This window comes from Streptomyces sp. PT12 (assembly GCF_003311645.1).
GTDB lineage: Bacteria > Actinomycetota > Actinomycetes > Streptomycetales > Streptomycetaceae > Streptomyces.
In genome coordinates this window covers 53,612-79,105 of the sequence record NZ_QEST01000272.1, presented here as the reverse complement: position 1 = coordinate 79,105, position 25,494 = coordinate 53,612, and the positions used below count along the sequence as shown (strand labels likewise).

Annotated in this window: 23 protein-coding genes and 1 riboswitch; of the genes, 9 read left to right on the top strand and 14 right to left on the bottom strand. The window is 73.8% G+C overall.

Translation table 11 applies throughout. The annotated features are described in order from the left end of the window. The first annotated feature begins 170 nt into the window (after window positions 1–170). Window positions 171–1,517, top strand: coding sequence for an ABC transporter ATP-binding protein (locus DEH69_RS28760; protein ID WP_113689915.1), 1,347 nt, complete (start codon window positions 171–173; stop codon window positions 1,515–1,517). A 189-nt stretch (window positions 1,518–1,706) separates the two neighbouring features. Continuing rightward, window positions 1,707–3,056, top strand: a complete 1,350-nt coding sequence (gene gabT / locus DEH69_RS28755; protein ID WP_113689971.1) for a 4-aminobutyrate--2-oxoglutarate transaminase — start codon at window positions 1,707–1,709, stop codon at window positions 3,054–3,056. A 267-nt stretch (window positions 3,057–3,323) separates the two neighbouring features. Here gabT and DEH69_RS28750 read toward each other — a convergent pair whose 3' ends face one another. Together DEH69_RS28750 and DEH69_RS28745 are read right to left on the bottom strand one after the other, a co-directional pair. Then, entirely contained in the window at window positions 3,324–3,782 is a 459-nt protein-coding gene (locus DEH69_RS28750; RefSeq protein WP_113689914.1) for a hypothetical protein, read from the bottom strand. Between the two features lie 166 nt (window positions 3,783–3,948). Further along, window positions 3,949–4,737, bottom strand: a complete 789-nt coding sequence (locus DEH69_RS28745; protein ID WP_113689913.1) for a hypothetical protein — start codon at window positions 4,735–4,737, stop codon at window positions 3,949–3,951. 97 nt (window positions 4,738–4,834) lie between these two features. Here DEH69_RS28745 and DEH69_RS28740 point away from each other — a divergent pair, with 97 nt between their 5' ends. Next, the gene (locus DEH69_RS28740) at window positions 4,835–5,857 is read left to right on the top strand and encodes an adenosine deaminase (protein WP_113689912.1); all 1,023 of its coding nucleotides are present in this window, start codon (window positions 4,835–4,837) and stop codon (window positions 5,855–5,857) included. After that, window positions 5,845–6,537, top strand: coding sequence for a glycerophosphodiester phosphodiesterase (locus DEH69_RS28735; protein ID WP_113689911.1), 693 nt, complete (start codon window positions 5,845–5,847; stop codon window positions 6,535–6,537). The genes DEH69_RS28740 and DEH69_RS28735 overlap by 13 nt, the downstream gene beginning before the upstream one ends. A 16-nt stretch (window positions 6,538–6,553) precedes the next feature. On the opposite strand, the gene DEH69_RS28730 is transcribed toward DEH69_RS28735, so the two are convergent. Next, window positions 6,554–7,987, bottom strand: coding sequence for a gamma-aminobutyraldehyde dehydrogenase (locus tag DEH69_RS28730; protein WP_113689910.1), 1,434 nt, complete (start codon window positions 7,985–7,987; stop codon window positions 6,554–6,556). A gap of 308 nt (window positions 7,988–8,295) precedes the next feature. Here DEH69_RS28730 and DEH69_RS28725 point away from each other — a divergent pair, with 308 nt between their 5' ends. Further along, window positions 8,296–9,003: an ABC transporter ATP-binding protein gene (locus DEH69_RS28725; protein ID WP_113689909.1), complete on the top strand. Its 708-nt coding sequence runs from the start codon at window positions 8,296–8,298 to the stop codon at window positions 9,001–9,003. Continuing rightward, window positions 8,985–10,166 (top strand): hypothetical protein, encoded by a 1,182-nt coding sequence (locus DEH69_RS28720; protein WP_113689908.1) that lies wholly within the window; start codon window positions 8,985–8,987, stop codon window positions 10,164–10,166. The genes DEH69_RS28725 and DEH69_RS28720 overlap by 19 nt, the downstream gene beginning before the upstream one ends. Window positions 10,167–10,233: 67 nt before the next feature. Here DEH69_RS28720 and DEH69_RS28715 read toward each other — a convergent pair whose 3' ends face one another. The 11 genes from DEH69_RS28715 to rpsB form a co-directional block, all read right to left on the bottom strand. After that, window positions 10,234–11,793 carry a family 10 glycosylhydrolase gene (locus tag DEH69_RS28715; RefSeq protein ID WP_113689907.1) on the bottom strand — a complete coding sequence of 520 codons (1,560 nt, stop codon included), beginning with the start codon at window positions 11,791–11,793 and terminating at the stop codon, window positions 10,234–10,236. A gap of 112 nt (window positions 11,794–11,905) precedes the next feature. Beyond that, window positions 11,906–12,202, bottom strand: a complete 297-nt coding sequence (locus DEH69_RS28710) for a hypothetical protein (protein ID WP_147255904.1) — start codon at window positions 12,200–12,202, stop codon at window positions 11,906–11,908. Window positions 12,203–12,414: 212 nt separating this feature from the next. Beyond that, window positions 12,415–13,479: an ABC transporter ATP-binding protein gene (locus DEH69_RS28705; protein WP_181727644.1), complete on the bottom strand. Its 1,065-nt coding sequence runs from the start codon at window positions 13,477–13,479 to the stop codon at window positions 12,415–12,417. After that, window positions 13,467–15,137, bottom strand: a complete 1,671-nt coding sequence (locus tag DEH69_RS28700; RefSeq protein WP_258535031.1) for an iron ABC transporter permease — start codon at window positions 15,135–15,137, stop codon at window positions 13,467–13,469. The genes DEH69_RS28705 and DEH69_RS28700 overlap by 13 nt, the downstream gene beginning before the upstream one ends. Then, window positions 15,134–16,231 (bottom strand): thiamine ABC transporter substrate binding subunit, encoded by a 1,098-nt coding sequence (locus tag DEH69_RS28695; RefSeq protein ID WP_113689903.1) that lies wholly within the window; start codon window positions 16,229–16,231, stop codon window positions 15,134–15,136. The genes DEH69_RS28700 and DEH69_RS28695 overlap by 4 nt, the downstream gene beginning before the upstream one ends. Before the next feature lie 38 nt (window positions 16,232–16,269). Further along, window positions 16,270–16,375, bottom strand: a riboswitch (TPP riboswitch). 91 nt (window positions 16,376–16,466) lie between these two features. Continuing rightward, on the bottom strand, window positions 16,467–17,576 hold the full coding sequence (gene rlmN, locus DEH69_RS28690; RefSeq protein ID WP_113689902.1) for a 23S rRNA (adenine(2503)-C(2))-methyltransferase RlmN: 1,110 nt from the start codon (window positions 17,574–17,576) through the stop codon (window positions 16,467–16,469). Between the two features lie 29 nt (window positions 17,577–17,605). After that, window positions 17,606–18,619, bottom strand: a complete 1,014-nt coding sequence (locus DEH69_RS28685; protein WP_113689901.1) for a phosphatidate cytidylyltransferase — start codon at window positions 18,617–18,619, stop codon at window positions 17,606–17,608. 20 nt (window positions 18,620–18,639) lie between these two features. After that, window positions 18,640–19,197 (bottom strand): ribosome recycling factor, encoded by a 558-nt coding sequence (frr, locus tag DEH69_RS28680; RefSeq protein WP_113689900.1) that lies wholly within the window; start codon window positions 19,195–19,197, stop codon window positions 18,640–18,642. A 54-nt stretch (window positions 19,198–19,251) separates the two neighbouring features. Next, entirely contained in the window at window positions 19,252–19,989 is a 738-nt protein-coding gene (pyrH, locus tag DEH69_RS28675; protein WP_113689899.1) for a UMP kinase, read from the bottom strand. Window positions 19,990–20,190: 201 nt separating this feature from the next. Next, window positions 20,191–21,027, bottom strand: a complete 837-nt coding sequence (tsf, locus tag DEH69_RS28670) for a translation elongation factor Ts (protein ID WP_113689898.1) — start codon at window positions 21,025–21,027, stop codon at window positions 20,191–20,193. 46 nt (window positions 21,028–21,073) lie between these two features. After that, a complete protein-coding gene (gene rpsB, locus DEH69_RS28665; protein ID WP_113689897.1) occupies window positions 21,074–21,949 on the bottom strand; it encodes a 30S ribosomal protein S2 in 876 nt (291 codons plus the stop codon). 352 nt (window positions 21,950–22,301) lie between these two features. Between rpsB and DEH69_RS28660 the strand changes: the two genes are divergently transcribed. From DEH69_RS28660 to dprA, 3 genes are read left to right on the top strand one after another with little or no spacing between them, the layout of a single operon-like run. Continuing rightward, complete coding sequence (locus tag DEH69_RS28660) at window positions 22,302–22,688, top strand: YraN family protein (protein ID WP_113689896.1); 387 nt, start codon at window positions 22,302–22,304, stop codon at window positions 22,686–22,688. Next, window positions 22,688–24,298 (top strand): YifB family Mg chelatase-like AAA ATPase, encoded by a 1,611-nt coding sequence (locus DEH69_RS28655; protein ID WP_113689895.1) that lies wholly within the window; start codon window positions 22,688–22,690, stop codon window positions 24,296–24,298. The genes DEH69_RS28660 and DEH69_RS28655 overlap by 1 nt, the downstream gene beginning before the upstream one ends. Further along, window positions 24,295–25,473 (top strand): DNA-processing protein DprA, encoded by a 1,179-nt coding sequence (gene dprA, locus DEH69_RS28650; protein ID WP_113689894.1) that lies wholly within the window; start codon window positions 24,295–24,297, stop codon window positions 25,471–25,473. The genes DEH69_RS28655 and dprA overlap by 4 nt, the downstream gene beginning before the upstream one ends. Window positions 25,474–25,494 lie beyond the last annotated feature (21 nt).

Sequence of the window (25,494 nt, the reverse complement as noted above, 5' to 3'; positions counted from 1 at the left end):
CCCCCTGACAGTGCCACCGGCTGGCCGAGCGTCGTCGATCCAATCTAGTGCAGGGCGAGCCGTCGAATATGCGATGGGCCAACCTGTGCATACCCGTTCCGCTGGGACAACTGGTGCGCTACGTTCCAGGACCACAGCTGGCTCAACGAAGACCCCGGGCTGAACCCTCTATGACTCGCGCCATCTCGCTCCGAGACGTCACCAAGACGTTCCCCAGGAACGTCGTCGCCGTGCACCGGCTCAACCTGGACATCGCCCCGGGGGAGTTCGTCGTGCTGCTCGGCCCCTCGGGCTGCGGGAAATCCACCGTCCTGCGGATGATCGCGGGCCTCGAGGACATCACCTCGGGCAGGCTGCTGCTGGACGGCGAGTACGCCAACCACCTGCCGCCAGGACAGCGCCAGCTCGCCATGGTCTTCCAGGACTACGCGCTCTACCCCAACATGACCAGCCGCCAGAACATCGGCTTCCCGCTGCGCATCGAGGCGCCGCGCCTCGACGACGGGCCGCGGGTGAACGAGGCGGCGCGCCTGCTGGGCATCGAGGACCTGATGGACCGCTACCCCGCCCAGCTCTCCGGAGGCGAGCGGCAGCGCGTGGCGATGGGCCGGGCGATCGTGCGCAGGCCGACGGCGTTCCTGCTCGACGAGCCGCTGTCCAACCTCGACGCCAAGCTCCGCAACCGGCTGCGCGCCGAGATCGCCACCCTCACCCGGCACCTGGGCGTGACGACGGTCTATGTGACGCACGACCAGTCCGAGGCGATGTCCCTTGGCGACCGGGTCGCGGTGATGCGCGACGGGGTGCTCCAGCAGACCGGCACCGCGCGGGACGTCTACCGCCTTCCCGACAACGTCTTCGTGGCGGCGTTCGTCGGCACCCCGCGCATCAACCTGCTGCGCGCCACCGTGTACGCGCCGCTCGACGGGCGCATGTCGATCGACTTCGGCACCCAGCGGATCATGCTGCCCCAGCCGCTGAGCGACGACCACCAGCTGCTGCGGGTGCAGATGGGCCGCTCAATCACGGTGGGGGTGCGCTCGGAGGCGGTGCGGATCGCGGCCCCCGGCGAGATGCGCCCTAGCGAGGCGCTGCTCAACGGGGTGGTGCAGCACGTCGAGTACCAGGGCCACGAGTCGCTGGTCCATGTGAGCACCGGCGCCAGGCACGCCGAGGTGGACGGCCTGGAGGCGCCACGCCCGCCGGTCGCGCGCGGCCACGGCAGGCGGCCGAGGAAGCACCGGGTGTGGCAGGTGCTCGGCCGCGGGGGGCGCTCGGCGTCCGGCGCGCGCCCCGGAGCGGGCGGTGCGGCCGAGCGGGCGCCCGAGCCGCCGTCGCCCACGCCGTCGGGCCGGGTGAGCGAAGGCCTGGTGGTGCGGGCCGGGATGGATGTGCAGCCCCGGCTCGGCGAGCGCGTTCCGCTGCTGCTCGACCTGGACCAGCTCTATGTCTTCGACAGCGAGGGCCGCCGCATATCCCCGGCCCAGGGCGGCCGCGTCCCGCAGCTCGACCGCTGACAGCTCCGCCGCCGACACCGCCCCCGACTCCGCCGTCGACACCGCCGCCGAGCCCTCCGCGGCGGACAACCCCACGCCCCGACCACTCCGGGGTGGAGCATGCCGGAGCGCGGGGAAGGGCCCTAGCCTGGCCTGCCAGGAGTGAGCACAACAGGCCCTTTCGCGACGAGGAGTGCACGCATGACCGCCATGACCGAACTGTCCGGTGGCCCTTCCCTCCCCCAGCGGCGCAAGCTCGTCACCGAGATCCCGGGACCGCTCTCGCGGGAGCTGATGGCGCGCAAGCAGGCCGCCGTCGCCGCGGGCGTGGGCACGGTGATGCCCGTCTTCGCCGCGCGGGCCGGCGGCGGCGTCGTGGAGGACGTCGACGGCAACAGCCTGATCGACTTCGGCTCTGGCATCGCCGTCACCTCCGTCGGCAACAGCGCAGAGGCCGTGGTGCGGCGCGCGGGCGAGCAGCTGGCGCGCTTCACCCACACATGTGCGATGGTCACGCCCTACGAGGGCTATGTCGAGGTGTGCGAGGAGCTGGCCGCGCTGACCCCGGGCGACCACGCCAAGAAGTCGATCCTGCTGAACTCGGGCGCCGAGGCGGTGGAGAACGCCGTCAAGATCGCCCGCTACCACACCAAGCGCCAGGCGGTCGTCGTCTTCGAGCACGGCTACCACGGCCGCACCAACCTCACGATGGCGCTGACCGCCAAGAGCATGCCCTACAAGCACGGCTTCGGCCCGTTCGCGCCCGAGATCTACCGCGTGCCGATGGCGTACCCGTACCGCTGGCCGACCGGCCCCGAGCACTGCGCCGAGGAGGCCGCGGCCCAGGTCATCGACCAGATCACCAAGCAGATCGGGGCCTCGGAGACCGCCGCGATCGTCGTCGAGCCGGTGCTGGGCGAGGGCGGGTTCATCGTGCCCGCGCGGGGCTTCCTGCCGCGCGTCGCCGCGTTCGCGAAGGAGCACGGGATCGTGCTGATCGCCGACGAGATCCAGTCGGGCTTCTGCCGGACGGGGCAGTGGTTCGCGTGCGAGGACGAGGGCATCGTGCCCGACCTGATCACCACGGCCAAGGGCATCGCGGGCGGCCTACCGCTCGCCGCCGTCACCGGGCGCGCCGAGGTCATGGACGCCGTCCACTCCGGCGGCCTCGGCGGCACCTACGGAGGCAACCCCGTGGCGTGCGCGGCGGCCCTCGGCGCCATCGAGACGATGCGCGAGCTCGACCTGGCGGCGAGGGCAAGGCACATCGAGGAGATCATGAAGCCGCGGCTGCTCGCGCTGGCCGAGAAGCACCCGCTGATCGGCGACGTGCGCGGGCGCGGCGCGATGCTCGCCGTGGAGATCGTGAAGCCCGGCACCAAGGACCCCGACCCCGCCGCCACCGCCGCCGTCGCCGCGGCCTGCCACCGCGCGGGCCTGGTCGTCCTCACCACGGGCACCTACGGCAACGTCCTGCGGTTCCTGCCGCCCCTGGTGATCGGCGACGACCTGCTGCGCGAGGGCCTCGACATCGTCGCCGAGGCCGTCGCCGGCGCGTGAGCGCGGGGACGGGCGCGGATCAGGAAAGCCCCTGTGCCCACGGCCGTTCCACCATGGAGAAGCTGCGGGGATGTGATGCGGATACGCGGCGGGCGGCTTCCCGGGGCGCTGACCTGCCGTACCGTCGAAGCCGTGGCGAGAGCAGCCAGACTCCCGCACTCCTTCGGACCGGTTCCGCCCGCCCCACACCCCCCGGGGCGAGCGGCCGTCCGCGCGGCGACGACACCACGCCCCGGAGCTCCCCCAAGGCTCCGGGGCGGTCGTGCGTCAGCGGGGCTCCCGCCCCACGATCGCCGCGGCCTCGTGCATGGCCAGCTCCAGCACGGCCGGGTCGGTGAGCACCCCCGAGCCGTCGGGCGGCACGAGCCAGCGCACCCCGTTGGCCGTGCGCATCGGGTGCGGCACCACCACCCAGCTGCCCCGCCCCGCCGCGCGCACCCCGGTGCCGAGCCACCGGCCCGCCGTGCCGGGCGGCACGAAGAAGCCGATCCTGGCGTTGGCGTGGTCGGCGAGCACGGGCCCCGGCCGTTCGATCACCCGGCTCAGCACGTCGTACGTGGGGTAGCCGAGCGTTCCCGGCAGGATCAGCACATCCCATATGCGGCCCGCTGGCAGGAGGGCCACCCCCATCGGGTGCCGCTCCCACTCCCAGCGGCAGGCTTCGGGCTCGGGCGCCGCCGATGCCAGCCACTCGATCGCCGACCTGATCCGGCCACTCGCGGTCATCGCGCTCCTCCTCACCCCCGCCGGCCCAGGCGCGAACCGGTCGGGTCAGGGTGAGGGACGGGGAAGAGGCCGGATCCTTACGCGACTTCGCGGGGCTTTCTCCCACGCCCCGTGCCCCACGCCCCGTGCCCCACGCCCCCGCGCCCCGCGCCGGGCCCCGCCGCGCTCAGACGGAGATCTCGGGACCCCCCGCGTCGTCCGCGTCCTCGCGCTCCTCGGGGTCCCGCGATCCGCCGTCGCCCAGGGCGAGGTCCCAGTAGCCGAACGCGTGGTCCTCGCCCGGCGCGAAGTCCACCGACAGATAGCCCGCGCCGGGGTCCGGCAGCGGGACGCGGTACGTGAGCCGCGCCGACTCCCCGGTCACCAGCTCGGCGGGGGCGGGCGCGGTCAGCTCGAGCAGCTCGTTGGGCACCCGTTCGTCGCCGGTGAACACCCGCAGCGCGCCCTCGCCCATGTCGAGCGGCCCATCGGCGCCGTTGACGACCGTGATCTCAAGGGAGACGGTGCCCGCGCCGCCCGTGGGCAGCGGCTCGGCGATGACGACCGTGACCCCGTCGTCGAAGGCGACCTCATCGCCCGCCGCGGCCAGGTAGGCGTCGCCCGCATCGGAGACCACCCCGGTGGTCCCGGGCAGCCAGGCCACGAACAGCACGGTCAGCACGGCCGAGATGACCGTCGAGCCGATGCCGAGCCACATCGCGCCCAGCGCCTCGCCCCCGTTGCTCGCGATCCCGCGCCGGGCGCGCACCACGCCCCACGCGCCGAGGGCGGTGGCCAGCAGCCCGCAGGCGAGGCCGAGGGCGCTGGCCGCGAACGTCCAGCAGAGCCACGCGCCCCCGCCGCCCATGAGCAGCGCGGCCGTGCCGACGCCGTTGCGCGGCCGGGCGGGCGCGGGCGGCGGCGCGGGGTACGCCCCCTGCGGCGGCGGCCACCCGGCGTACGGGTCAGCGGTCACAGTCCCTCCCCCATCGTTGGCCATACCTTAAGGCCGTGTCGCGGCCGCGCGGCGCCCGCCTACGATGTGCGGGCACCGACTCGCCCCGGAGGCTCCGTTGACCGATCTCACCGCCTTCATCGCCGGGCTGCCCAAGGCCGAGCTGCACGTCCACCACGTGGGCTCCGCCTCGCCCCGCATCGTCGCCGAGCTCGCCGCGCGCCACCCGGACTCGCGCGTGCCCAAGGACCCGGAGACGCTGGCCGAGTTCTTCACGTTCCGCGACTTCGCGCACTTCATCGAGATCTACATCGCCGTGGTCGAGCTGATCAGGGACGCCGAGGACGTCAGGCTGCTCACCTACGAGGTCGCGCGCGACATGGCCAGGCAGAACATCCGCTACGCCGAGCTGACCGTCACCCCGCACACCTCCGTGCTGCGCGGCATCCCCGACCAGGCGTTCATGGAGGCCATCGAGGACGCCAGGACCGCCGCCGAGCGCGACCTGGGCGTCGTGCTGCGCTGGATCTTCGACATCCCCGGCGAGCTCGGCCTGCCCGCCGCTGAGGAGACCGCGCGGATGGCCGTCGACCTGCGCCCCGAGGGACTGATCGGCTTCGGCCTCGGCGGGCCCGAGATCGGCTGGCCGAGGCCGCAGTTCAAGCCGTACTTCGACCGGGCCTTCGCGGCCGGTCTGCACAGCGTCCCGCACGCGGGGGAGACCACGGGCCCGGAAACGGTGTGGGACGCGATCCGCGAGCTGCGCGCCGAGCGCGTCGGGCACGGCACCAGCGCGGCCGACGACCCCGAGCTGCTCGCCTATCTGGCCGAGCGCCGCGTCCCGCTGGAGGTATGCCCGACGTCCAACGTCGCGACCAAGGCCGTGGCGTCCCTCGACGAGCACCCGCTGCGGCGCATGGTCGAGGCCGGGGTGCTGGTGACGATCAACAGCGACGACCCGCCGATGTTCTCCACCGACCTCAACGCCGAGTACGCCATCGCGGCCCGGCTGCTCGACCTGGACGAGGCCGGGGTGGCGGCGCTCGCGAGGAACGCCGTGGCCGCCTCGTTCCTCGACGAGGCGGGCAAGGCGCGCCTCATGGGCGAGATCGACGCGCACCTGGCCGCGTGGCGGGGGTGATCGCGGTCGCCCACCGCGGCGACCCGTACGTGGCGCGCGAGAACACCCTGGCGTCGTTCGCCTCGGCCGTCGCGGCGGGCGCCGACGCGATCGAGCTGGATGTGCGCGCCACGGCGGACGGCGTCCCTGTGGTGGTGCACGACGCCACGCTCGAACGCCTGTGGGGCCACCGCGCCGCGGTGGCCGAGCTGACCGCGCGCGAGGTCGCCCGGCTAACGGGCGGTGGCGTCCCGACGCTCGCCGAGGCGCTGACCGTCACCGCGCCCGTGCGCACGCTGATCGACCTGCCCGAGCGACTTCCCGTGACCGCGCGCGCGGCGGTCGCGACCGTGCGGGAGCTGGGCGCGGAGGAGCGCGTGTACTACTGCGGCGACCCGGGCGCGCTGCGCGCGGTGCGGGCGGCGGACGCCGACGCGGAGATCGCGCTTACCTGGAAACGCGCCTCGCGCCCGCGCGCCTCCCTGCTGGCCGAGGTGCGGCCCCGCTGGCTGAACTACCGCTGGGGCCTGGTCACCCGGGCCACCGTGCTGGCCGCGTGGGCCGAGGGGTACCGGGTCGCGGCCTGGACGGTCGACAGCCGCCGCACGATGCGGCGGCTGACCGGCCTCGGCGTCACCGCGATCACCACCAACAGGATCGCGGCGCTGCGCCGGGAGCTCGACCGCCCCTCCCGCGGGTAGCGGGGGGCGGCGCGCGCTACAGCTGGGTCATCACGTGCTTGACGCGCGTGTAGTCCTCCAGGCTGTAGGCGGAGAGGTCCTTGCCGTAGCCGGACTTCTTGAACCCCCCGTGCGGCATCTCCCCGACCAGCGGGATGTGCGTGTTGATCCAGACGCAGCCGAAGTCGAGCGCCTTGGACAGCCGCATCGCGCGACCGTGGTCCCTCGTCCACACGGAGGAGGCGAGGCCGTAGTCGGTGCCGTTGGCGAAGCGGGTCGCCTCGTCGTCGTCGGCGAAGCTCTGCACGGTGATCACCGGGCCGAAGACCTCGTGCTGGACGATCTCGTCGTCCTGGCGGCAGCCCGTGACCAGGGTGGGCGCGTAGAACCAGCCGCGCTCCCCCACCCGGTGGCCGCCCGTCACCACGGTCGCGTGGGCCGGGAGGCGTTCGATGAACCCCTCGACCTTGGCCAGGTGCCCCGCGCTGCTCAGCGGGCCGTAGGTGCAGTCGGGGTCGCTCACATCGCCGGTCCTGACCTCGTCGGTGGCCTTGGTGAGCGCGGCGACGAACGCGTCGTGGACCGACGCGTGCACCAGCACGCGGGTGGCGGCGGTGCAGTCCTGCCCGGCGTTGAAGAACCCCGCGTCCCTGATGCCCTCGGCGGCGGCGGCGAGGTCGGCGTCCTCGAAGACCAGACAGGGCGCCTTGCCGCCGAGCTCAAGGTGGACGCGCTTGAGGTCCTTGGCCGCGGCGGCGGCCACCTCGACGCCCGCGCGGATCGAGCCGGTGATGGAGGCCATCGCGGGGACCGGGTGCTCGACCATGAGCCGCCCGGTGTCGCGGTCCCCGCACACGACGTTGAACACACCGGGCGGCAGGATCTCGCCCATCAGCCCCGCGACGAACACCGTGGACGCGGGCGTCGTGTCGGACGGCTTGATGACCACGGTGTTCCCCGCCGCGAGCGCGGGGGCGAACTTCCACACGGCCATCATCACCGGGTAGTTCCACGGCGTGACCTGCGCGCACACGCCGACCGGCTCCCGGCGCACGAACGACGTCAGCCCCTCCATGTACTCGCCGGCCGACTTGCCCTCGAGCATGCGGGCCGCGCCCGCAAAGAACCGGATCTGCTCCAGCATCATCGGCAGCTCCTCCTGGCGGGTCACCTCCAAGGGCTTGCCGGTGTTCTCGCACTCGACGGCGAGCAGCTCGTCGGCGTGGCGCTCGAACGCGTCCGCGATCCGCAGCAGCGCCAGCTGGCGTTCCGCGGGGGTGGTGTCGCGCCAGGCGGGGAACGCCCGCGCGGCGGCCTCCATCGCGGCGTCCACGTCCGAGGCGCCCGACAGCGGGGCGGTGGTGTACGCCTCGCCGGTCGTGGGATCCGCCACCTCCATCGTCCGCCCGTCCGCGGCGTCCCTGAACTCCCCGTCGATGTAGTTGCGCAAACGGCGTGGCTCGGTCGTCACGGCACCCTCCTGCCTTCCCGGTCCGATGCTGGGGACCCCCTGATCTCCTGGGCAGCCTATGCCCCCAGCCCGGTCACACAACACCGGCACGGACCATAGATCCGCCGCCCTATGCGGGTGAGACACGGAAAAACGGCGTCCGGAATCACCGCTGGAGAGAGATTCTTCGCCATGGCGCCGGGCGTCTGCACCGTCCGGAGGATTCTTCGGACTACTCGCCGAGTCGCCCGCGGACCGTCGGCGGCCCTGTGCCAGCGTCACGGGGGAGACGAGCGATAGCAGCGACAACGAGCGGAGGTGCCGCCCCCATGGCCCCACCCGACAACGACGTGCTGTGGACACGCGATCTGCACTATGCACACAACGGCTCACCCGCCCTCCTCGGAGTCACCCTCGGCGTGCGGCAGGGCGAGATCCTCGCCGTGACGGGCCCGCGCGGCTGCGGCAAGACCACCCTCCTCGGCTGCCTCTCGGGACAGCTGGTGCCCGACGAGGGCGAGGTGTGGTTCAACAGCATGCCCGTGCACACCCTCACCGCCACCTCACGCGAGCGGCTGCGCCGCGACCGCTTCGGCTGGATCGGCGACTCCCCGCAGCTGGTGCCGGAGCTGACCGCGTGGGAGAACGCGGCGCTCCCGCTGCTGCTCGCGGGCGGCGCGCCCCGTCAGGCCCGCCGCACGGCGCTCGAGTGGCTCGAACGGCTGGACGTCGGCGAGTGCGCCAGGAAGCGGCCCGCGGCGCTGCTCCAGTCCCAGCGGCAGCGCGTCGCCATCGCCCGCGCCCTGGTGCATCAGCCCGACGTGCTGTTCGCCGACGAGCCGACCGCGCCGCTGCACTGCGCGGACCGGGCGCAGGTGCTGCGCACCCTGACCACCGCGGGCCGCTCGCACAGCATCACCGTGGTGCTCGCCACCCACGACGCCGAGGTGGCCACCCTCGCGGACCGCACCGTCACCGTCGTCGACGGCCGGGAGGCCGGAGCGACGGACCAGGCCGCATGCTCGCTCTCCGCCTAGCCCGGGGCTCGGCCCCGCTCGCGCTGTTCCGCAGGCTGCTGCTGACAGGCGCGGCGGGGTGCGTCGCGTTCCTGCTGCTCGCCGCGCTGGCCCACGCCGCGGCCGACCCCGCGGGCGGGCGGGCTTCGGTGCTGCGGCTCGCGTGGTGCGCGGTCCCGCTCGCCGCGACCGTCCAGCTGGCCGTCGCGGTGGCCAGGGCCGACCCGTCCGCGCGGCCGAGGGCCGGGCTCGCGGTGGCGGGCATGGGCCCGGCCAGGCTGCCCGCGCTCGCCGCCGCGTCCGCTGCGGTGGCCGCGCTGCTCGGCACGGGCCTCGCGCTGCTCGTCTTCCTGCACCTGCGCGGCGACCTCGGCGGGCTGCCCCTGCACGGGGCGGCGGCCGAGGCCCTGGCCGCGGGGGAGGCGTTGCCGCTCGGCGGCATGCTCACCCTGCTCGCCGTGGTGCCGGGGGTGGCCGCGGCGGCCAGCGCGCTCGCCGTGCGCCGCCCCGAGCCGCCGCCGCGCCGGGACCTGCCCCCGGTCGGCGACCCGGCCGCCGTCGCCCGCGCCACTCCCCCGACCCCCGCGCCCGCGGGGCTGCCCTGGGGCACCGCGCTGGCCACGGCGGGCATCGCGCTGTGCGCCTACGGCGGCGACGACGCGCCCGCGGACGGCTGGCTGCCGCTCACCGGGCAGCTGGGGGGCGTGGCCGCGGGCGTGGTCGGGGGCTGGCTGCTGATCGCGGCCGGGATCGTGCTGGCCGGGCCCGGGGTCGTCCACCTCTCGGGGATGCTGCTGTGCGCGGGGCGGCCGGGGGTGATGCGGCTGCTGGCCGGGCGCACGCTCCAGGACGAGTCGAGGCGGCTGGGCCGCCCGCTGGGCGCGCTGGCCGCCGTGGCCGGTGCGCTGCTCGCGGCCGTGGAGCTGGACGGTCTGGCCGAGTTCGGGCCGCTCGGCACGCTCGGCACCGGGGTGGTCCTGGCGTGCGCGCTCGGCACGGTGGCGACCGTGGCCGACGACGCGCGGGCGGCGCGGCGCTCGGCGACCGCGACGCTGCTGCGGCTCGGCGCCCCGCGCGGGATGCTGCGGGGCGCCGCGGCGCTGCGCGCGGCCACGCTGCTCGGGCTGCTGCTGCCGCTCGCGTGGCTGACGGCGTTTCTGCTGACGCTGCCCGCGGGCGGCTGAGCCCTCCGGGCCCAGGGGAAACGCCACGGCCAGGGCCCGCGGGGACGCGGCGGGCCCTGGCCGCGCGTCAGGGAAGGCCGATGAACTGCGGGAAGTCCGCCTCCGCGATCTCGCCCCGCGTGACCCTCACCACCGTGACCGGCGCGCCGACCACGCCGCGCGGCAGGTCGGCGGTGACCAGGTAGAGCCCGGGGTCGACATGGGCGAAGCCGAACCAGCCCGAGCCGTCCGCCGACCGCGTCAGCTCGCCGCCGCCCACGAGCGGGGTGAGGGTGACCTCGGCGCCATCGAGCGGGGTGCCGTTCCGCAGCGTCAACTCGCCGGTGACATGGCCCTCCCTGGGCGCCTCCTTCCAGTCCATGCCCGGCACCGCCGCCTCCTGGGCGAACGGCGCGTCGGGGCCGGTCGTCAACGCCTCGGCCAGCCGCTGCCGTTCGGCGTCCGCGCCCGCGGTGGCCGCGTCAAGGCTGGGGCTCGCGTAGGAGTAGCCGCTCCAGCCCGCCGCCGTGTTGCCCGCCTCGGTGGGGGCGAGGGCCTCGGTGACCTGGGCGAGGCTGTCGTCGACCGAGTTCAGGTAGAGGGCGGGGCCGTTGACCGCCTGTCGGTCGCCCTGCGCGTCGGCCAGGTACTCCGACCACTCGCTGAACATCCTGGCCTGGTCGGGCTGCCAGTTCCGCTTGTAGTTCATGGTGACGACGGTGTCCATGATGCCCTCGTCCAGCCAGCCGTCCCAGTCCTGGAGCACCTCCGCGTAGGTGCGCGTGCCCTCCCAGCCGCCGACGGACTGCGGGCCGTAGCCATAGGTGATGGCGTCCATCGACAGGCGCGCGGTCGGGTCGGTCTCCCACAGGCCGAGGTAGATGCGGCGCACCAGGCCCGTCACCTGGTCGCGGCGCCAGTCGCCCCACTGCTGGTCGGCGGGGTCGGGCACGTCGGTGCGGCCCGTGGCGGCCTGGAAGCGCGCCACGGAGACGTCGTTGTAGCCCCAGTCGCTGTGGGTGGTCTGGGCGCTGCCGTCGGGGTAGCGGATGTAGTCGAGGTTGATCCCGTCCACGTCGTACTCGGCGACGATGCTCTGGATCGCGGAGACGATGTACTCGACGGCCGCGGGGTGGCCGGGGTCGATGTAGGCGTTGGCACCCACGAGTTCGGTGCCGTCGGCCTTCTTGTTGAGCCAGCGCTCGGCGCCCTGGGCGGTGGGGCCGTGCTGGTTGAAGACGTGGTCGGGCGACGTGGGCGGAGTGACGCTGTTCCACATGGTGTTGACGTTGACCCAGGCGTGCACCTCGAGGCCCACGGCGTGGGCCCGGTCGATGACGTGCTCGAGCGGGTCGTAGGGCGCGGGGTCGATGGCGGCGTCCGTGCGGGGGTAGAGCGCACGGTTGCAGAAGCAGTCGTAACGGCGGGCCGTCTGCACGACGAGGGCGTTGGCGTTGACGGCGAGGGCGTCGTCGATCAGCGCGTCGACCTGGTCGGGCGTGTATATGCCCTCGTTGAAGGCGTCGACCCAGTAACTGCGCCACTGCTCGGGCGGGTTGCCGTCGTCGGCCGCGGCGGGCCCCGCGGCGGCCAGGCCGCCGCAGAGCAGGCCGAGACACGCGAGCAGGGTGGGCAGGATCCGTCTCATGCGGGCTTCTCCCGGAAGTTGGGGGTGCGAGCCGACAATTTACTTCGCCGCCGCCACCCCGCCTAGATGAAAACTTTCATCAATCTCCGGCGCGTTCCCCGGCGTTGGGCGCTCAGGGCGTCTCGCGCCAGGGCGGCGGGCACGGGACGTCCCCGGTCACGGGGAGCAGGGCCTCGATCTCGGCGCGCCGCTCGGCCAGCTCGGGGGCCTCGAAGACGTCGACGATCAGGTCCTCCCTGGCGGGCACCACGATCAGCGCGTGGGGGCCCTCGTCCCACGGCGCGCCGAGGCCGTCCACGCGCGGGTCCGCCACGTCGAGATCGACCCGCGCCCCGCCTTCCGCGGGCCTGATCCAGTCGTCGACGGCGAACGTCACGCGCAGCCGCCCCGGCTCGGGCGCGTCCCGCACGGCCGGCACATCGCCCTCGGCGATCAGCGCGAGTGCGAGCCGCAGCCGCGCCTCGTCGGCCGGGGTCAGGCCCGTGCCGTCACCCGTCCCGTCGTCCGCGGCCCCCTCGTCCGCGGCCCCCTCGTCGTTCCCCCGCGGCTCTCCCCGCGACCCCGCTAGGACGGAGAACCGGGGCGGAACGTTCGCCCGCGCCCGCGACCGGCGCGCGGCGGTCAGTCGCCCGGCAGGGTCACGACATCCGCCGCGTCGAAGGCCAGGCCGACCTTCGCGCCCTCCGTCGGCGCGTCCACCAGCGCGCACGCCGCTTCGAGCGCCGGTCCGCGCTCCGGCTCGAGAAGCAGCAGAACATGGTCCCCGCGGAAGGTGCGCCCCCGCACCACCGCGCGCGCCGCCGCAGGCGCCCCCCGAGCCGCCCCCGCCGCGGCGAGCCGCACGCCCGAGGGGCGGATCAGCAGCCGCCCTGGCCCCGGCGGCGTGCCGAGGGCGACCGGCACGGGGCCCCAGGGCGTGTCGGCGACGGGCTCGGCGGCGCGCACGGTCGCCTCGGCCACGTTGCGGAAGCCGAGGAAGCGGGCCACGAACGCGTCGGCGGGGCGCCGCCACACCTCCACCGGGGTGCCCGACTGGGCCACGCGGCCCTCGCGCATCACCACCACGCGGTCGGCCAGCGCGAACGCCTCCCCCTGGTCATGGGTGACGGCGAGCACGGTGGTGCCCAGGGCCCTGAACAGCTGGCGCAGCTCCACGACGAGCCGCTCGCGCAGGTCCCGGTCGAGCTGCCCCAGCGGCTCGTCCAGCATCAGCAGCCGCGGCCGGGGCGCCAACGCCCGGGCGAGCGCGACCCGTTGCTGCTCCCCCCCGGAGAGCGCGGAGACGGCGCGGCGCTCGGCGCCCGGGAGCCCGACGAGGTCGAGCAGCTCGGCCACGCGCCGGCGCGCCTCGGCGCGCGCGACCCCGCGCATGCGCAGGCCGAACGCGATGTTGCCCGCGATGTCCCGCTGCGGGAACAGCTGGTGGTCCTGGAACATCAGCCCCACCCCGCGCCGGTGCGTCGGCACCCCCGCCTGGTCGCGGCCCTCGAGCAGGATCGTTCCCGCGTCCACCTGGGTGAGCCCCGCCACCGCGCGCAGCAGCGTGGACTTGCCGCTGCCGCTGGGGCCGAGCACGCACACGGTCTCGTGCTCGGCGACCGCGAGGTCCACGGCGTCGAGCGCGGTGCGCCCGCCATAGGCCACGGACACCGCGGACACCCTCAGAAGGGCGCTCACACCACCCACTCCCCTCGTCCCCCGCGCCCTGTCGCGGGGCGCAGACTCTCCAGCGCGAGCAGGGTCAGCGCGCACACCAGCATCAGCACCGTGGAAAGCGCCATCGCCTGCCCGTAGTTGAGCTCCCCCGCCCGGCCGAGCAGCCGCGCCACGGCCACCGGGAGCGTCGGGGAGTCGGCCCGCGCGATGAACACCGTCGCCCCGAACTCGCCGAGCGACACCGCGAACGCGAACCCCGCCGCGACCAGCAGCGCCCTGCGCACCAGCGGCAGGTCCACCTCGCGCCACGCGCGCAGCGGCGAGGCGCCAAGCACCGCGGCCGCCTCGCGCAGCCGCTCGTCCACCGCACGCAGCACGGGAAGCAGCACCCGCACCACGAAGGGCACGCCCACCAGCGCCTGGGCCAGCGGCACCAGGACCCACGACGAGCGCAGGTCGAGCGGCGGCTCGTCGAGCGCGATCAGGAAGCCGAAGCCCACCGTGACCGCCGACGTGCCAAGCGGCAGCATCAGCAGCGCGTCGAAGCCGCGCGTGAAACGCCCCGCGCGCCGGGTCAGCGCCGCCGCGGCCAGGCCCCCGACGGCGAGCGCGATCGCGGTGGCGACGGCGGCGTAGCGCAGCGACGTCCCGATGGCCTCCCAGGGGGCCACGACGAACGTTCCGCTCTCGGTGCCCGCGAGCGCCCTGTAGTGCGCGAGGCCATAGCCGCCGTTCACCGACAGGGAGCGCTCGACCAGGACGGCGAGCGGCAGCAGGAGCAGCAGGGCGATCACCGCGAGGGTGCCGCCGAGCAGCGCCCACTGGGCTCCCCCGCGCGGGCGCGCGGCGTTGCCCGCGGGGTCGGTGAGCGCCAGGGCGGACTCCGCACGGCGCGTGATCAGCGCGTGCGCCCCCAGCAGCGCGGCGACGAGGGCGAGTTGGAGCAGCGTAAGCACCGCGGCGGTCGGCAGGTCGAGCAGTTGCGCGGTCCGCCGGTAGATCTCCACCTCCAGCGTGGCGTAGCGGGGCCCGCCCAGGATCTGGATCACGCCGAACGAGGTGAAGGTGAACAGGAACACCAGCAGCCCCGCCGCGGCCACCGAGGGCCCGAGCGCGGGCAGCGTCACACGGCGCCACGCGGCGAACCTGCCCGCGCCGAGCACCCGCGCCGCCTCCTCCTGGCGCGGGTCGAGCTGGGCCCACAGCCCGCCGACGGTGCGCACGACGACCGCGTAGTTGAAGAAGGCGTGGGCCAGCAGGATCGCCCAGACGCCGTCGTCGAGGCGTATCCCCCACCGCGTCTCCAGCAGCCCGCCGCGCCCGAGCAGGGCGAGGAACGCCGCGCCCGTCACCACGGTCGGCAGCACGAACGGCACGGCGACGACGGCGTGCAGGAGCCGTTTGCCCGGGAAGTCGAGGCGGGCGAACACGTAGGCGCCCGGCAGGCCGAGGGCCAGCGTGAGCGCGGTGGAGGCCGCCGCCTGCCACAGCGTGAACCACAGCACGTCGCCGATCCCGGGCGCGGTGAGCACATCCACGGCGCGCGAGAGCTGCCACGCGCCGTCGCCGCGCAGCCCGCGCCCGGTGATGGCCGCGACCGGGTAGGCGAAGAACAGCGCGAGAAACGCCAGCGGCACGGCCAGCAGCGCCAGCCGGGCGGCGGCTCCGCGCCCCGCGCCGCGCCTCACCTGACGACCAGGGAGGTCCACTCCTCGATCCACCGCTCGCGGCCCGCCGTGATGTCGTCGGGCGCCATCGTCAGCGGGTCGTCGACCGTCGCCCCGTACCGCGTGAACTCCTCGGGCACCTCGGCCCCGTCGACCACCGGGTTGACGAACATCTGGAGCGGCATGTCCTCCTGGAAGTCCCGCGTCAGCAGGAAGTCGAGAAACGCCCTCCCGCCCTCGGGGTTGGCCGCCCCCTCGAGCAGCCCGGCGAACTCGACCTGCCGGAAGCACGTCCCGGTGACCACGCCCGTCGGCGCCTCGTCGGGCCGCTCCTCGCCGCCGTAGACCACCCCGGCGGGCGGCGACGAGGCATAGGAGACGACCAGCGGGCGGTCGCCGTTCCCCGCGCCAGAGAAGCGTTCGTTGTACGCCTGCTCCCAGCCGTCCACGACCTCCACGCCGTTGTCCGCGAGCCTCTGCCAGTAGTCGGCCCAGCCGTCCTCGCCGAAGGCGGCGACGGTGCCGAGCAGGAAGCCGAGGCCGGGCGACGAGGTGGCGGCGTTCTGCACCACGAGCAGGTCGCGGTAGGCGGGGTCGGCCAGGTCCTCGAACGTCTCGGGCGGGGCGAGCCCCGCGTCGGCGAACCACGCGCGGTCGTAGTTGACGCAGATGTCCCCGGTGTCCACGGGGGTCACCCGGTGCTCGTCCGGGTCGAGTTGGTACGCGTCGGGGACGGCGTCGAGCCCCTGGGCGGTGTGCGGGGTCAGGATCCCGGCGTCGAGGGCGCGGGAGAGCAGGGTGTTGTCGAGGCCGAAGATCACATCGCCCTGGGGGTTGCCCGCGGAGAGCACCGCCTGGTTGACCATCACGCCCGCGTCGCCGCCACGCAGGATCTCCACCGTGTGGCCCGTCTCCTCGGTGAACGTGGCGAGCACGTCGTCAGAGACCAGGAACGAGTCATGGGTGACCACCGTGACCGTGCCCCCGCCGGGGCCCGCATCGTTCCCCGAGCCGTTGTCGTCCCCGCCGTCGTCCCCGCAGGCGGTCAGCAGCCCGGCGCCGACGACCAGGGCGAGGCCCGGCAGGAGGGGACCGGCTATGGGGGTGCGCTTCATGGGTGCCGCTTTCGTGACAGGACACACGACGGCAGCACGCGAGAGAAGATCCGAACTTCCTACCCAGCATGACCTGGGCGAGGTTCGAGGGTCTGCGGCCGGTGCCGCACTCTCAGCGCTGCGAGCGCTCCCCTGTCGGAATGTGTGACGGTTTTATGGTTGTACCGCGTCACGATAGCAGGGGGTGCCCTCGGGCACCCGAGGGCACCCCTCGCCCCGGCCACCCCGGCCCCGGCTACTCCCGCTCCGCCGCGGCCAGCTGACCGCACGCGCCGTCGATCTCCTGGCCCCTGGTGTCCCGCACGGTGACCGGGACGCCGTGCGCCTCGAGCCCCGCGACGAACGCCCGCTCGTCCTCGGGGCGCGAGGCGGTCCACTTCGACCCGGGCGTGGGGTTGAGCGGGATCAGATTGACGTGCGCCCCATGGCCCTTGAGCAGCCGCCCCAGCAGATCGGCGCGCCACGCCTGGTCGTTGATGTCGCGGATCAGCGCGTACTCGATAGAGACGCGGCGGCCCGACCTGTCGGCGTACCGCCATGCCGCGTCAAGCACCTCCCGCACCTTCCAGCGGGTGTTCACCGGGACGAGGGTGTCGCGCAGCTCGTCGTCGGGGGCGTGCAGCGAGACCGCGAGGCGGCACGAGAAGCCCTCGTCGGCGAAGCGCAGCATCGCGGGCACCAGGCCCACGGTGGACACGGTGATCCCGCGCTGGGACAGGCCCACGCCGTCCGGGTCCGCGTCGGTGAGGCGGCGGATCGCGCCGGTCACCCTGCGGTAGTTGGCCAGCGGCTCGCCCATGCCCATGAACACGATGTTGGAGAGCCGCGCCGGGCCGCCGGGGACCTCGCCGTCGCGCAGCGCGCGCATGCCGTCCACGATCTGGTGCACGATCTCGGCGGTCGAGAGGTTGCGGTCGAGCCCGGCCTGACCGGTCGCGCAGAACGGGCAGTTCATCCCGCAGCCCGCCTGTGAGGAGACACACATCGTCACGCGGTCCGGATAGCGCATCAGCACGGACTCCACGAGCGTCCCGTCGTGGAGGCGCCACAGTGTCTTGCGCGTGGCCCCCTCGTCGCAGCTGAGGTGGCGGACCGGCGTCATCAGCCGGGGCAGCAGCGCCCCCGCCAGCCGCTCGCGCGACGCGGCCGGGATGTCCGTCCAGGCCGCGGGGTCGTCGGCCAGCCGCGCGAAGTAGTGCCGCGACAGCTGCCGGGCGCGAAACGGCTTCTCCCCCAGCTCGGCGACCGCCGCGCGGCGCTCGTCGGGGGTGAGGTCGGCAAGGTGCCGCGGGGGCTTGGCCGCCCCGCGCGGCGCGACGAACGTGAGCTCTCCTGGTGCAGGCATGATGCGGCCAAGTGTCGCAGATCGCGCGGTCAGCCCGCGCCCGCGAAGGCGAGCAGCAGCAGCCACACCACGGGAGCGGTGGGCAGGAGCGAGTCGAGGCGGTCCATGATCCCGCCGTGGCCCGGGAGGAGCGTTCCCATGTCCTTGATGCCCAGGTCCCGTTTGATCATCGACTCGCCCAGGTCGCCCAGGGTGGCGCTGGCCGCGACGCCGAGGCCGAGGACCAGACCCTCCCACCAGGTGCCGCCGTCGATCAGGAAGTGCATGCACAGCGCGCCCGCGGCCATCGCGAACGCCACGGCTCCGGCGAGCCCTTCACGGGTCTTGCCCGGGCTGATGCGCGGGGCGAGCTTGCGGCGCCCCACGCGCCAGCCGACGGCGTAGGCGCCCGTGTCGCTCACCACGGTCAGCACCAGGAAGGTGAGCACGCGCCAGTGGCCGTCGTCGGCGGCGAGCATGAGCGCGACGAACGTGGCGAGGAAGGGCACGTAGAAGGCGGTGAACACCCCCGCCGTGACGTCCCGCAGGTAGTTCTCCGGGGGGTGGATCATGCGCCAGACGAGAATGGCGAGCGCGGTGAACGCCGTCGCCACCCACGCGCCCTCGGGTCCCCCGAGATATCCGGCCACCACCGTGGCGGCGCCGCCCACCGCGAGCGGCGGCAGCGGCACATGGATGCGCTTGCGCTCGGCGAGCCGGGCGGAGAGCTCCCACGACCCCACGACGACGGCCGCCACTATCACGGCCAGGAACGCGGGCTTGTAGAGGAACAGCGTCGCCACGACCACGGCGCCGAGGCCGAGGCCGACCCCGACGGCGGCGCGGAGGTTACGGCCGGCCCGCTTCTTCCCCGGCTGCCGCCCCTCGTTCTCGCCCCACCTCTCAGGCTCCCCGCCGCTCGGGGCGGGCACGTTCGACATAGGGCGAGTCTGCGCCGCCGGTCCCGATTCGCGTACGGGACCCGCCGGGGCGGCGCGCGGCTGGTCGGCGGGGGGACCGACGTAGCCGGCGACCGGGGGCAGCCCCCAGGATGAGTCATTCACAGCGGACAGCGTCTTTCCGGTCAGACTTCGAGCAGCTCGGCTTCCTTGTGCTTCAGCAGCTCGTCCACCTGGGCGACGTACTTGGCCGTGGTGTCGTCGAGCTCCTTCTCGCCGCGGCGGCCCTCGTCCTCGCCGACCTCGCCGTCCTTGATGGCCTTGTCCATGATCTCCTTGGCCTTGCGCCGGACGCCGCGGATCGAGATCTTGGCGTCCTCGCCCTTGGCGCGCGCCACCTTGATGTACTCGCGGCGGCGCTCCTCGGTCAGCTCGGGGAAGACCACGCGGATGAGGTGCCCGTCGTTGGTGGGGTTGACGCCGAGGTCGGAGTCCCTGATGGCCTGCTCGATGTTGCGCAGGGAGCTCTTGTCGAACGGGGTCACCACGGCCATGCGGGCCTCGGGCACCGAGAACGACGCCAGCTGGTTGATCGGGGTCATGGTGCCGTAGTACTCGGCAACGATCTTGTTGAACATCGCCGGGTGCGCGCGGCCGGTACGGATGGCGGCCAGGTCGTCCTTGGCGACCAGGACGGCCTTCTCCATCTTCTCCTCAGCCTCGAGGAGGGCTTCTTCGATCACCGTGTGCTCCTGGTTCGATGGGGTGAGCGGAATGCGGGGCGGGGGCTGGCGGCTTCAGGCCCGCCGACCCTGGCTGTTGACGAGTGTGCCGATCTTCTCACCCCTCACGGCGCGGGCGATATTGCCCTCCGCCAGCAGTTCGAAGACGAGGATGGGCAGCTTGTTGTCCCGGCACAGGGTGATCGCCGTGGAGTCGGCCACCTTGAGGTCGCGCGTGATGACCTCGCCGTAGTCGAGCGCGTCGAACTTCACGGCGTCGGGGTTCTTCGCGGGGTCCGAGTCGTAGACGCCGTCGACGCCGTTCTTACCCATCAGCAGCGCCTCGGCGTCGATCTCGAGGGCGCGCTGGGCGGCGGTGGTGTCGGTGGAGAAGTACGGCATCCCCATGCCGGCGCCGAAGATGACGACCCGGCCCTTCTCCAGGTGGCGCACCGCGCGCAGCGGGATGTACGGCTCGGCGACCTGGCCCATCGTGATGGCGGTCTGCACGCGGGAGTCGATGCCCTCCTTCTCCAGGAAATCCTGGAGGGCAAGGCAGTTCATGACGGTGCCGAGCATGCCCATGTAGTCGGAGCGGGCCCGGTCCATGCCGCGCTGCTGGAGCTCGGCGCCCCTGAAGAAGTTGCCGCCGCCGATCACGACGGCGATCTGGGCGCCGTCCCGCACCACCGCGGCGATCTCGCGCGCCATCTTGTGCACGACATCGGGATCGACACCGAGCCCGCCGCCGCCCGCGAAGGCTTCACCCGACAGTTTCAGCAGGAAACGCCGGGGCTTGTCGTCCTGATTCATGGATGTCTCCTCGTGCACACACGCCAAGGAGGCCACTGCCAGTGGATCCATGCGGCTCCCCTGCTGGGCAATGGCCTCCTCGTCACAACTGCGGTCGCCACGACCGGGTGGCCCCGGCCGGACGGCCTTCCGCCCGACAATAGCCGGGTAACGTCCGTTCCGCCGCCGACCGAGGCACGGCGGCGCGGTGCGTGCGCCGGGTCAGGCGCCGACGCGGAAGCGGGCGAAGCCCTTCACCGTGGCGCCGGCCTCGGTGAGCACCTTCTGAACGGTCTTCTTGTTGTCCTTGGCGAAGGGCTGGTCGAGGAGGACGTTCTCCTTGTAGAAGCCGGTGACCCGGCCCTCCACGATCCTCGGGAGCGCGCCCTCGGGCTTGCCCTCCTCGCGCGCCGTCGCCTCGGCGATGCGGCGCTCGCTCTCCACCACGTCGGCCGGGACGTCCTCACGGGTGAGGAACTTCGGCGCGAACGCCGCGATGTGCTGCGCCACGTCCTTGGCGACATCGGCGTTCTCCTCGGCCAGCTCGACCAGGACGCCGACCTGCGGCGGCAGGTCGGGGCTGGTGCGGTGCAGGTAGGAGCCCACATAGGTGCCGGCGAAGCGGGCGTAGCGGTCGAGGACGATCTTCTCGCCCAGGCTCACGTTGGCCTCGTCGACGTAGTCCTTCACGGACTTGCCCGCCTCGATCTCCGAGGTGAGCAGCGTCGCCAGGTCGGCCGGGGCGGTCGCGAAGACGTGCTCGGCGATGGCCTGGGCGACCTTTTGGAACTTCTCGCCCTTGGCGACGAAGTCCGTCTCGCACTTCAGCTCGACCAGCACGCCCGAGGCCCGGTCGTCGGCGATCAGGGCCACCACCGCGCCGTTCTCGGCCGTGCGGCTCTCGCGCTTGGCCACGCCCTTCTGGCCCTTGACGCGGAGGATCTCGACGGCCTTGGCCACGTCCCCCCCGGACTCGTCGAGAGCCTTCTTGCAGTCCATCATGCCGGCGCCGGTCAGCTCCCTGAGCTTCTTGACGTCGGCGGCGGTGAAGTTCGCCATGGTTACGTGATTCTCTTCCGGAAGTCGTCGTTCGAAAAGGCGGGGGTCAGCTCTGCTCGGCGGGCGCCTCGGCCGCGGCCGGGGCGGTGGCCTCGGCGGTCGCGGCGGCGGGCTGCTGCTCGTCGGCGGGCTTCTCTTCGGCCTTGGCCTCCGCGCCCTGGAGCAGCTCGCGCTCCCACTCGGGCAGGGGCTCACCGGCCGACTTCTCGCCGCCCTTGGCCTCGGCGGCGCCGGAACGGGCGATGAGGCCCTCGGCGACGGCGTCGGCGATCACGCGGGTCAGCAGGGTGACGGAGCGGATCGCGTCGTCGTTGCCCGGGATCTTGTAGTCGACCTCGTCCGGGTCGCAGTTGGTGTCGAGGATCGCGACGACCGGGATGTTGAGCTTGCGGGCCTCGCCGACGGCGATGTGCTCCTTCTTGGTGTCCACGATCCAGACGGCGCTCGGCACCTTCTGCATGTCGCGGATACCGCCCAGGGTCTTCTCCAGCTTGGCCTTCTCTCGGGAGAGGACGAGCAGCTCCTTCTTCGTGAGGCCCGAGGCGGCCACGTCGTCGAAGTCGATCTGTTCCAGCTCCTTGAGACGCTGGAGCCTCTTGTGCACGGTCGAGAAGTTGGTCAGCATGCCGCCGAGCCAGCGCTGGTTGACGTAGGGCATCCCGACCCGGGCCGCCTGCTCCGCGATGGCCTGCTGGGCCTGCTTCTTGGTGCCGACGAACATCACGGTGCCGCCGTGGGCGACGGTCTCCTTGACGAACTCGTAGGCGCGGTCGATGTACGACAGCGACTGGAGCAGGTCGATGATGTAAATGCCGTTGCGCTCCGTGAAGATGAATCGCTTCATCTTGGGGTTCCAGCGGCGGGTCTGGTGCCCGAAGTGGACGCCGCTCTCCAGCAGCTCCCGCATCGTGACGACGGCCATGGCCGTTCTCCTTGTTCACGCTCGGTTGTCGGCGCCGCCCGGGCGGGCGGGCGCCCCTGACGCCCCGGCGCGCCCGCCGTGGAACCGCCTGGTGACAGGCCGCTCCACGGACCGAGAGACGCGGCCACCGCGGCGCCACGGACGGGCCGGAACGCCGAAGCGGCGGGGCATGCGAGGTCGATCCGGGACCCCGGATCGCCACCAGAAGTGTACGGGACCGGAACATCCCCGGGCGACAGGCCGTCGATCTCCCCGAAGGAGTGAGGGAGTTTTCCACAGGGGGAGGTTTTTCCACCAAGATCCACTTCTGTCCGGGCGTTGCCGCACCCTCGGTGACGGAGGTGACACACAGATGGATCGACGCAGAGGGCTCGGCCGCTTCGGGGAGGACCTCGCGGTCCGCAGACTGCGGGAGGCGGGCATGGCCGTCATCGAGCGGAACTGGCGCTGTCGCGGCGGGGAGATCGACATCGTCGCGCAGGACCCGCGGGAGCGCGGGGGCGCGCTGGCGGTGTGCGAGGTGAAGACCCGGCGGGGAGGCGCGTTCCAGCATCCGATGGCGGCGGTGACGCCCGACAAGATCGCGCGGCTGCGGAGGCTGGCGGACTGGTGGTTGAGCGAGCGGTGGCTCGCGGTCCACGGGGAGCCGCCGCCCGGTGGGGTGCGGATCGACATGGTGGGGGTGCTGCTGCCGGAGCGGGGCGCGCCCCAGGTCGAGCATGTGAGGGGGGTGGCGTGATGGCGTTCGCCCGCACGTGCGCGGTGGCCCTGGTCGGCGTCGAGGGGGTGGTGGTCGAGGTCCAGGCCGATCTGGAGCCCGGCGTCGCGACCTTCTCCCTCGTGGGGCTCGTGGACAAGTCCCTGAGCGAGAGCAGGGACCGGGTCAGGGCCGCGGTGATCAACTCCGGGGCCCAGTGGCCGCAGAAGAAGCTGACGGTCGGGCTGAACCCGGCGGCGGTGCCCAAGACGGGCAGCGGGTTCGACCTGGCGGTGGCGTGCAGCGTGCTGGCCGCGGCCGAGCGGATCGACCCCAGGGTCATCGAGGACGTGATGATGATCGGCGAGTTGGGGCTCGACGGGCGGGTCCGCCCGGTCAGGGGCGTGCTGCCCGCGGTGCTGACCGCTGCCGAGGCCGGGTACCGCCAGGTGGTGGTGCCCGAGCAGACGGCGGCGGAGGCGGCGCTCGTTCCCGATGTGGCGGTCCTCGGGGTGCGCAGCCTGCGGCAGTTGATCGCCGTGCTCGCCGACGAGCCGGTGCCCGACGAGCCCGCGCCCGACGAAGGGCCAGGAGGGCTCCCGCCCCTCGGTGCGGGCTGGGGGCACCCGCCGCCAGGCGGGCTCTGCACGACGCCTGGCGGGGAGCGGCCGCCCGACCTCGCGGAGGTCTCGGGGCAGCGGCTCCCCCGCCGCGCCCTCGAGGTGGCCGCCGCGGGCCGCCACCATCTGCTGCTCAAGGGGGCGCCGGGGGCGGGGAAGACAATGCTGGCCGAGCGGCTGCCCGGGCTGCTGCCGCCGCTGACGCGGCAGGAGTCGCTGGAGGTCACCGCGGTGCACTCGGTGGGCGGCTCGCTGACGCACGAGCGGCCGCTGATCGACCGCCCGCCGTACTGCGCGCCCCACCACTCGGCGTCGATGGCCGCGTTGGTGGGTGGCGGCACGGGGCTGCCAAGACCGGGGGCGGTGTCGCTGGCGCACCATGGTGTCCTCTTCCTCGACGAGGCCGCCGAGATGAGCGGCCAGGCGCTCGACGCGCTGCGCCAGCCGCTGGAGTCGGGACATGTCGTGGTGGCCCGGTCGGCGGGGGTGGTGCGGATGCCCGCCCGGGTGCTGCTCGTCCTCGCGACGAACCCCTGCCCGTGCGGCCGCCACGGCTCCCCCTACGGGGACTGCGACTGCCTGCCCAGCACGGTCCGGCGGTATCGCGCCCGGCTCTCAGGGCCGCTGCTCGACCGGGTGGACCTGCGGGTGCCGGTGGATCCCGTGAGCCGGGCGGAGTTGATCTCGACGGCGGGCGGGGAGCCGACGGCGGTGGTGGCGGCCCGGGTGCTCGAGGCGCGGCAGCGGGCCGCCGCGCGGTTCGCCGGGACTCCCTGGGCGACCAACGCCGAGGTGGCGGGCCATGAGTTGCGCACCCGCTGGTCGCCGCCGCCTAGCGCGCTGGCCCGCGCCGAGCAGGACATGGACCGCGGGCTGCTCACCGCGCGAGGGCTCGACCGGGTGCTGAGGGTGGCCTGGACGGTGGCGGACCTGGCGGGGCACGACCGGCCCACGGCCGAGGACGTCGACGCCGCGCTGGAGTTGCGCACGGGGGTGCGGCGCGGAGCCGGGGTGGCGGGGAGCCTGCCATGACGGCGTCTCCGGGGCGGGAGAGCGAGGCGAGCCGCCTGGCGCGGGCGGCGCTGGCGCGGATCGTCGAGCCAGGGGACGGGCTGACCGGGCGCTGGCTGGCCGGATCGGGCCCCGAGGAGGTGTGGCGGACGCTGCGCGCGGGCGGGCCCCGGCCGCCGGAGCTCTCGCCCGCGCGCTGGGACGGGCTGCTCGTGCGCGCCGAGCGGGCGGCGCCGGAGCGGGACCTGGCGTGGATCGCCCGGCTCGGCGGGCGCTTCGTGTGCCCGGGGGACCGCGAGTGGCCGTCCCAGCTGAACGATCTGGGCCATGCGCGCCCCCTGGGCCTGTGGGTGCGCGGCGGATGCTCGCTGCGGCTCGTGGCGGTGCGGTCGGTGGCGCTCGTGGGCGCGCGGAAGTGCACGCACTACGGCACACTCGTGGCACACGAGTTGGGCCTGACCCTCGCGGATCGCGGCTGGACGGTGATCTCGGGCGGCGCCGATGGGGTCGACGCCGCGGCCCACCAGGGTGCCCTGCGCGGCGGGGGCACGACGGTCGGGGTGCTGGCCTGCGGGGTGGATGTGAGCTATCCGGCGTTCCATCACGGGCTGTTGCGGGAGATCGCCGAGCAGGGGCTGCTGGTGGCCGAGCTGCCGCCGGGCGACCACCCCACCCGCGGCCGCTTCGTCCAGCGGAATCGCGTGATCGCCGCCCTCACCCGGGGCACCGTGGTGGTCGAGGCGGCCCGGCGCAGCGGCGCGCTGATCACCGCGCGGCACGCCCGACGGCTGGGGCGCCATCTGATGGCCGTGCCGGGCCCGGTGACCTCAGGGCTCTCGGCGGGGACGCACCGGCTGATCCGTGGGGAGGCGACGCCGGTCGGCGACGCGGGCGAAATCATCGAGCTGGTCGGGGAGATGGGGGAGCTGGCCACCGAGGAGAACGGCCCCGCGGTGCCGCGGGACCTGCTGGCCCCGCAGACGGCGCGGGTGCTCGACGCGCTGCCCGCGACGAGCGCGGTCGGCGCGGCGGCGGTGGCCGGGGAGGCGGGGATGGGAGTGGCCGCCGTGGAGGCGCGGCTTCGGGAGCTGAGCACCCTTGGCTTCGTCGAACGGGCGGGCGAGCGCTGGCAGTTGCGCAGGAGACGGCCCAGGGAGGCGAAGCGGCCGAGGCGCCGGGACAGGGCCCGGGCGTAACCCCACGGTGCGCGCAGCGGA